The organism is Nocardia lijiangensis NBRC 108240 (assembly GCF_001613045.1).
Taxonomy (GTDB): Bacteria; Actinomycetota; Actinomycetes; order Mycobacteriales; family Mycobacteriaceae; genus Nocardia; species Nocardia lijiangensis.
In genome coordinates this window covers 88544-96196 of sequence record NZ_BDBP01000032.1, presented here as the reverse complement: position 1 = coordinate 96196, position 7653 = coordinate 88544, and the positions used below count along the sequence as shown (strand labels likewise).

The 7653-nt window shown below is 71.3% G+C and carries 6 protein-coding genes; all 6 read right to left on the bottom strand.

Translation table 11 applies throughout. From position 1 onward, the window contains the following. Positions 1-433 (bottom strand): thioredoxin family protein (locus NL1_RS13200; protein ID WP_084510552.1); only part of this gene is annotated, 433 nt, incomplete at its 3' end. A 54-nt stretch (positions 434-487) separates the two neighbouring features. Further along, on the bottom strand, positions 488-1969 hold the full coding sequence (locus tag NL1_RS13195) for an FGGY-family carbohydrate kinase (RefSeq protein WP_067838631.1): 1482 nt from the start codon (positions 1967-1969) through the stop codon (positions 488-490). Positions 1970-2005: 36 nt separating this feature from the next. Continuing rightward, complete coding sequence (locus NL1_RS13190) at positions 2006-3424, bottom strand: L-fucose/L-arabinose isomerase family protein (protein ID WP_067838628.1); 1419 nt, start codon at positions 3422-3424, stop codon at positions 2006-2008. A 136-nt stretch (positions 3425-3560) separates the two neighbouring features. Further along, the gene (locus NL1_RS13185; protein ID WP_067838625.1) at positions 3561-4442 is read right to left on the bottom strand and encodes a family 43 glycosylhydrolase; all 882 of its coding nucleotides are present in this window, start codon (positions 4440-4442) and stop codon (positions 3561-3563) included. Between the two features lie 90 nt (positions 4443-4532). Next, the gene (locus NL1_RS13180; RefSeq protein WP_067838623.1) at positions 4533-5297 is read right to left on the bottom strand and encodes a tyrosine-protein phosphatase; all 765 of its coding nucleotides are present in this window, start codon (positions 5295-5297) and stop codon (positions 4533-4535) included. A gap of 4 nt (positions 5298-5301) precedes the next feature. Beyond that, positions 5302-7575, bottom strand: coding sequence for a pyruvate, phosphate dikinase (locus NL1_RS13175; RefSeq protein WP_067838619.1), 2274 nt, complete (start codon positions 7573-7575; stop codon positions 5302-5304). Positions 7576-7653 lie beyond the last annotated feature (78 nt).

Sequence of the window (7653 nt, the reverse complement as noted above, 5' to 3'; positions counted from 1 at the left end):
CCGGGCCCGCCATGCGTGCGGCGCCCGCGGGCGCGACGGCGACCGCCTCGGGCTGCTGGGCTTGCTGGACGGTTCCTTCCTGCGCGGCCAGTTCCCTGCGGACCTGATCCATATCCAGCCAGCGCACCTGCTGCACCACCTCTTCGAGATCGGCGGCGGGCAGGAAGCCCGGCTGGGAGAACACCAGCAGCCCCTCGCGGAAGGCCATCAGCGTCGGGAACCGATCGACCTGCGCCAAGGCCGTCAGCGCCTCTTCGGCCTCGGTGTCGACCTTGCCGTGCACGATGTCGGGGTGCTGGTCGGACGACGACTCGAACACCGGCGCGAAATGGCGGCACGGCGCGCACCAGCCTGCCCACCAATCGATGAGCACGATGTAGTTGGCGCTGATGACTTCGTGAAAGTTCTGTTGGGTCAAGGTCACTGTGGGCAATGCGGGTCCTCCCTGCCGGTGTTGCCTCAAGCATCCTGGCATGACGTCCGAGGATCAGGAAGGCGGGTGTGCCCGGCGCTGCTCGGCAGCAAGGAAATGCGCGATCTCGGCCGTGGCGGTGTAGAGCTCGCGATAGCGCCGGTAGTACGGCTCGTAGCCTGCGGTGCAGGCTGGATCGGGGACGACGGTGCCGGCCACCGGATTCCACGCCGAGGTGTCGAGACCGGCCGCGGTCGCGGCCAGCATGGCGTCGCCGAGGCACGCCCCGACCGTGTCGGCGGGCAGCTGCTGTGGCAGCCCCGTGACCTCGGAGACGATCCGTGTCCACAGCCCGCCCTTGGTGCCGCCGCCGACGGCGACCAGCCGCCGCGCCTGCCCGCCCGCCTCGGTCATCGCCTCCAGGTTGTGCCGGACGCCGTAGGCGATCGATTCCAGCGCCGCGCGGTACAACTCGGCGCGGCCGTGGCGCAGCGTCAGCCCCGCGACGACGCCCCTGGCGTCGGGATCGAACAGCGGCGTGCGCTCGCCCGCGAAATAGGGCAGCGCCAGCAGGCCGCGGCTGCCCGCGGGCACCTCGGTGGCCTCGGCGACCAGCTCGGTGTAGTCGCCGCCGACCAGGTCGCGCAGCCATTCGGTGACTGCCCCGGAGGTGGCCATGCCCGCCGCGAGAGTGTAAGTGCCCGGCCAGGTTCCGCAGGTCCCCCAGAGACCCGGATGCGGGACGGGTTCGGTGAGCACCTGCACCAGGAAAAGCGTGGTGCCGTACATGATCATGGCGTCGCCCGGTGCACGCACCCCGACGCTCTCGGCTTCGGCCCAGGCGTCGATGGTTCCGGTGGTGACCGGCAGCCCCGCGGGCAGGCCCGTCGCGGCCGCGGCTGTCGCGCTCACCCGTCCGACGATCTCGGTGGGCCACGCGAGTTCGGGCAGCGTCAGCCAGGGCGCCACCGCCTCGGCCCAGTCCGCGGCCCATGCGCGCTTGCGCAGATCGTAGAGCGGCACGCACTGACTGGCGGATTGGTGATCGAGCACGTACCGGCCGGTGAGCCGGTGCACCAGAAAGGAACTCGCCATCAGCAGCAGTTCGGTCCGGTCGGCGACCTGCGGTTCGTGCCGCGCGAGCCAGCGCAGTTTGGGCCCGACCGCTTGACTCGTGAGCGGCGATCCGGCCCGCTCGAGCACGCTCTCCTGGCCGAATTCCGCGTTCAGTTCCGCGATTTCGACGGTGGCACGGGTATCGACGCCATAGAGGATGGCCGGGCGCAGCGGATTGCCCGCGCCGTCGGCGGGCAGCAGACACGGCCCGATGCCGGAGACCGCGAGCCCGTCGATCCCTTCGCCGTCGGCCGCCGCCATCAGATCGGCGGCGATGGCGGCGAATTCCGACCACCACACCGTCTCCGCGTCGTGCTCCACCCACCCCGGTTGCGGCGTCGAGACGGTGTGGGCGCGTTCGGATCTCGCGATGACCGTGCCGTCCGCGCGCACCAGCACGCCCTTGGAGGCCGAGGTGCCGATATCGACGCCGAGAAACATCGGCTCACCACCGTTCCGTGCGGCCGTGCCCGCGCCTCATCGCGGGTCGCGGGAGAACTCGTCGAGCGTGATGCCGAGCAGATCGCAGGTCGCCCGCACCGCCGCGCGGTGGTCGCCGGGGACGGCGTGGATGTGGTTGGCGCCGAAGCGGGACAGGAAATCCTCGGCGCGCGCGTCGAGCCGGGCGAACGCGTGCGGCCACTCCCTGGTGGACTGCTTCATCAGCGATTCGTTGGTCTGCTCGTCGTAGGTCTCGAAGTCGCCGAGCATCAGCTGCATCCGATAGTCGCCGTCCTTGCGGGTCAGCCGCGCCAACGTCATCGTGCCCGGCGCGGCGAGATGGTGCACCGAGGCGCCGCCCGCGGGGAAGAAGAACACCTCCGGATAGAGGTGCACCCGCGCGAGGTTCTCCGCGGGATCGGCGCTGCGGGCGGCGAACCAGGTCGCGTGCTGGCCCGAATTGCACAGATCCCAGATGTCGCGGTCGGCGTGATAGTGCCGGACGTCGGCGAACAGCACGGGGGTGCCCGCGAGGTGTTTGAGCAGCTGCATGGTGAGCGCGCCGTCCATGTCGGCCTCGGTGGCGCAGACGTGGGTTTCCTTGGGACCGTTCCAGTCGTAGGGGTCGTTGAGGAACGCCTCGGTGACGTCCATGGTCGCGAAGTACTGGGTCAGTTCCGGCTGGCCCTTGATGCCGGAGAAGTCCAGCCGCCACTGCGTGATCAGTTCGCGCATCGCCAGGTAGGAGCGGATCTGGCGCTCCAGCAGGTCCGGGGTGAGCTTCGCGCCGTCGTAGTGCACGGTGGCGTGGCGCTCCAGCCACTCCCGCGCGGCCTTCGCCTCACCGGCGTCGGCGGTCTCGGCCCGTCGCACGATCTCCCACTGGTCGATCTCCTCGACGTCGATGCCGAACAACCGCTGCCACTGATCGGTGTTCGCGACGGCGGTGTTCATGCCCATCGGCCGCCCGCCGAAGCGTCCGAAGGTGCTGCCGCGCAACGCCGAGACGGCCGCCGCCGCGGTGGCGCGCACCCCGATCGCCTCGATCAGCGCGGCGTCGGCCGGGTCGCCCCACAGCCGGGTGTGCGCGCGGCCGATCTGGTCGAGCGCGCCGCCTGCGGCGAGCATCCCCACCATCCCCGGCTGCACCGGATCGATGTTCGACAGCAACAGCAGCGGGCCGGGTGTCGCGCCCGCGGCGAGCATGCTGAAGTGCGGGAACGCCCAGACGGCGTAGTGCAGCACGGTGAGATCGACGCCCGCCGCGGCCACCTCGCGCGCCACCGATCCGGCGAGGGCGTTGTCGCTGATGATCTCCGTGCCGCGCACCACCTCGTGCCCCGCCGCCGTCAGGGCGTCGACCAAGCGGTCCTCGGTGGTTCGGATGAAGTCCGCGAGGTCGGTGTGCACATAGTCGCGGCCGTCGGAAACGCTGATCACGCCGATACGGGCCATGCCGGTACCTCCCCGCGGTGGTGGGCGGATAGTCGACTCGGTCAACAGATACCAGGCGACCCAGCCGAATCGGCCTCTTTCGGCGAATCGGAGCCGGGATCGTCACCGAGCGAGGCGTCTCGGCGGCGTGTCTCGATCAGCGCGGCACGGCGATACCCGCGAGCGGCGGCGGGAACGTCAGCGGCGCGAGATGCACGCCGCCCTGTCCCCATCCCGCGCTGGTGACCCACCAGCGGCCCGCGTCGCGGACGACCTCGGCGGCGTGCGCGGCCACGTGCCCGACCTTGTCGCCGATGCGGAAGCGAAAAGGGTTGTCGCTGCGGAAGACATCGGTGCCGACGTAGCCGGGCCGCGGGCCGATGAACAGGTACCAGCGGTCTTCGTGCCGCACCACGAACGGCGATTCGGTATTGCCCGCCTCGGTGCCGATCGTCGGATCGGCGTAGGCGATGTGCCGCTCGCCCCAGTGCTGCAGGTCGGTGCTGAGCCGGTAGGCGACGACGTGATGACCGCCCGCGGGCGTGCCGGTCGCGCAGTAGTACATCGCCCACTTCTCGCCGATCCGCAGCACCATCGGGTCGCGGGCGTCGTAGCCGTCGCGGAACAGCGGTCCCCCGGGCGCGCGCTCCCAGCGGACGAGGTCGGTGGAGGTGGCCAGGTTGATCGCCGCCCGGGTGCGATCGGCGCCGCCCGCGGCGTAGTACATGAAGTACGTTGCGCCGGAACGGATCACGTAGGGCGCCCAGAGGTGGGTCTCGCCGTGGTAGCCGGGGTCGACGCGGAGGGCGGGCTCCTGTTTGGTCCACGGGCCGCGCAGATCGGGCGCGGTGGCGTGCGCGAACTCGATCTCGTGGAACGGATCGGCGGGCTCGGGGTGGGTGATGCCGAACAGGTGCCACACGCCGTCGCGGTCCCGGACGACCGTGTGGTCGTTGATGTACCACGGGTGGTCCTCGCCCGCGCTGGGGTCGTAGATGTTGGTGAACCGGCCCGCCCGGACCACTTCCCGCGTCGCCATACGACCATGATCCCGCCGCGCGGGCCGCGGCGGGTCAGGTTGGCCTCGGGCGCGCCGACCGCCCGAGGCCGGAGCGAGGTGTGGATACGGTCAGTTCTCGACGAGCACCCGGCGCAGATCCGCCAGCTCACGGTCGCCGAGGCCGTGCGCGCGCAACCAGCCCGCCGCGCCGCCGTGGTCGGCCCGCAGCCGGCCGAGGAACTCGATCATCACGCCGGGTTCCACCGCCAGGATCCCGGTGCGCACCGGGGGGAGCCCGTGATACGACGGCAGCGCGTCGAGCCGGGCACGCACCCGCGCCATCCGCTCGCCGGACAGGGCGTAGTCGGCCGCGATCACCTCCGCGGGCACCCCGACGGCGTCCAGCAGCACCGCGGCGAGTACACCGGTGCGGTCCTTGCCCGCGGCGCAGTGGAACACCACCGAATGCCGTTCGGTGTCGGTGATCATCCGCACGGCGGTGAGCACGGATTCCGCGCTGCCGTCCAGCAGTTCGCGGTAGAGCGCGACCAAGTCGTAGTGTTTCGCGTCGGGCACCAGGTCGGTGGGGGTGACGGTGACCGCCGCCGCCTTGCGCACGGGCAGGTTGACCAGCCGGACGGCCGCGCCGGCGAGCAGGCCGTAACCCTCCCGCTCGACCTCGTCGGGATTGCGCAGGTCGATCAGGGTGCGCAAACCCACCCGATCGGTCAGCAGGATCAGATCGTCCTCGGTCAGGTGCTGCGGGGTGCTGGCACGGTACACCGTGCCGAAGCGCGTGACGCCGCCGCCGGACACGGGCAGCCCGCCGAGGTCGCGAACGTTGTCGATCTCGGCGAAGTCGACCCATCGCCGCGGGGAACTGTCGGTGTGCATGGCGTCAGTGGGCCCGGCCCGCCGCGGCCTCGTCGGCGCGGCTCAACCCGCACAGGCCGATGAGATCTTCGTGCAGCTCGAACCACACGGTGTGGTAGCTGTCCATGATCGGACGCGCCACCCAGGTGTGATCGCCGCCGTCGATGCGCTCGACCGCGCGCTCGAGGCGGCCCGTGTAGCGCGACAACCGTGGCGCGATCTCGCCGATCCGGCGCACCAGCGGCGCGACCTGGCCGTGCACGGTGCGCAGCCGGTCCAGCACCGCGGTGTCGTAGGCGGTGTCGGCGTGGTCGTTGACGGTCGCGGTGTCCTTCATCTGCCAGGCGGTGATGATTTCCTTGAGTTCGGCATTGAACGCGCAGAATTCGTCGTAGGCCGTGGCGATCACGGTGGGATCCACGGTTTCTCGTTCCGCGGAGAGCAGCCGGGCGAGTTCGCCGCGGCCCTCGGGTGTGAGGCGCACGCCGACCGGTGTGGTCGCGCACAACCCGCGGGCGACGAGATCCGCACAGCGCTCACCGGTTTCGGCGGCCTCGCCCGCGAGGCTGTCCGCGACGGCGTCGGAGGTGACCCGGCCCTTGATGCCGATCAGGCGAAGGAGGTCGAGGTCGGTGGGGGGACGATGAACGGGGGTGGTGTGCTGCTGCGTCCGGCTGTCGCGCGGGGTGGTGCGCGGCAGAGCGGGATCGGACGCAGGCGAAGTCCCTGCTGTCATCCGTCCATTCTCGGTCGAATGCGTTGCCGACGTGGGGTTTTCGGCACCGTCGGAGCGCGCGGACAGCAGGCCGACCAGTTCGTCCGGCTGGACAGCGGCCCAGCGGGCGAGCTGCGCGACGTCCTCGATCACGCTCTGGTCCACGGCCTTTCCGGTGATCTCGCCGAGCCACACCGCACCCGCGCCGCCGTCCACGGTGACCATGTGCCCGGTCAGCGCCGCTACCACGCCCGGCCCGCAGCCGACCACACACGGCCTGCCCAGCTCCCGGCTCACCAGCGCGGCATGCGAAGTGGCGCCGCCGAGTTCGGTGACAATGGCCCGCGCCGCGATCATGCCGTGCAGGTCGTCGGGGCTGGTGGTCGGCCGCGCGAGGACGACGTCTTCGCCTGCCGCGGCGCGCGTTTCGGCTTCGTCCGGATCGGTGACGACGACGCCGAAGGCCAGTCCCGGGCAGGCCGACTCGCCGCGGGCCAGCGGCGGCCGATCGGTCTCCACGCCCGAGGCCGGTCGCAGCACGGTGCGCACCTGCTCGGCGTCGACGCGGGTCAGCGCGGTCGCCGTATCGATGAGCCCTTCGCCCGCCATGGCGACCGCGGCGCGCACCGCGGCGCGGGCCGATCGCTTCGCTGGCCGCGACTGGAGCAGCCACAGCCTGCCGGATTCCACGGTGAATTCGATGTCCTGAATATCGCGGCCGTCCTGTTCCAGCAGGTCCGCGGCGTCGAGCAGCTGCGCGAGCACGTCGGGCATGGTGATCGCGAGCTCGTCGAGCGGGCGCGGGGTGGTGCGGCCGGAGACCACGTCCTCACCCTGGCCGCCGACCAGCCATTCGCCGAACACGGCGCGCTCGCCGGTGTTCGGATTGCGGGTGAACAGCACGCCGGTGCCGGAGAGCGCGTCGAGGTTGCCGAACACCATGGCCTGCACCGTGACCGCGGTGCCGAGGTCGTCGGAGACGCCGCGGCTGCGGCGATAAGTCTTGGCGCGCGCGGAATCCCAGGATCGGAAGACCGCGGCGACGGCGCCGCGCAGCTGTTCCCACGGGTCCTGCGGGACCGCGCCCCGCGGATCGCCGAGCACGATCTCGCGGTATTGCGAGCGGAACCGGCCGTGGGTGTCCGCGGCGTACCCGGGGTTGCGCGTCTCGGCGGCGAGCGCCCGCTCCACCTCGTCGTTGATGCCGAGGTTCAGCACCGTGTCCATCATGCCGGGCATGCTCACCGCGGCGCCGGAACGCACCGACACCAGCAGCGGGCGTTCGGCGTCGCCGAAGCGGCGCCCGGTGCCGCGCTCCAGGGCCGCGACGCCTGCCCGCACCTGGAGCCAGATCTCCTCGCTCAGCGCACCGCGCGCACGGAAGTCGGCCCAGCCTTCGGTGGTGACGGCGAACGCGGGCGGCACCGGCAGGCCGAGTGCCCGCATGTGATCGACGCTCCAGGCCTTGCCGCCGATGCGGTCGCGGCTCAGCGCGCAGGTGCCGTCGAGTTCGGCAACGGTCGGTGCGGTGCTCTCCAGGGCGGCGTGTCGGGGTCGCTCCACGGGCTCCACTCCGGTCGTCATGTCACTCCTTTGGGTTCACGTTCTCGACTCACCACCGCGGTCGGCGGGGGACGCGGGCCGATGACCGGCGTGCCTGGT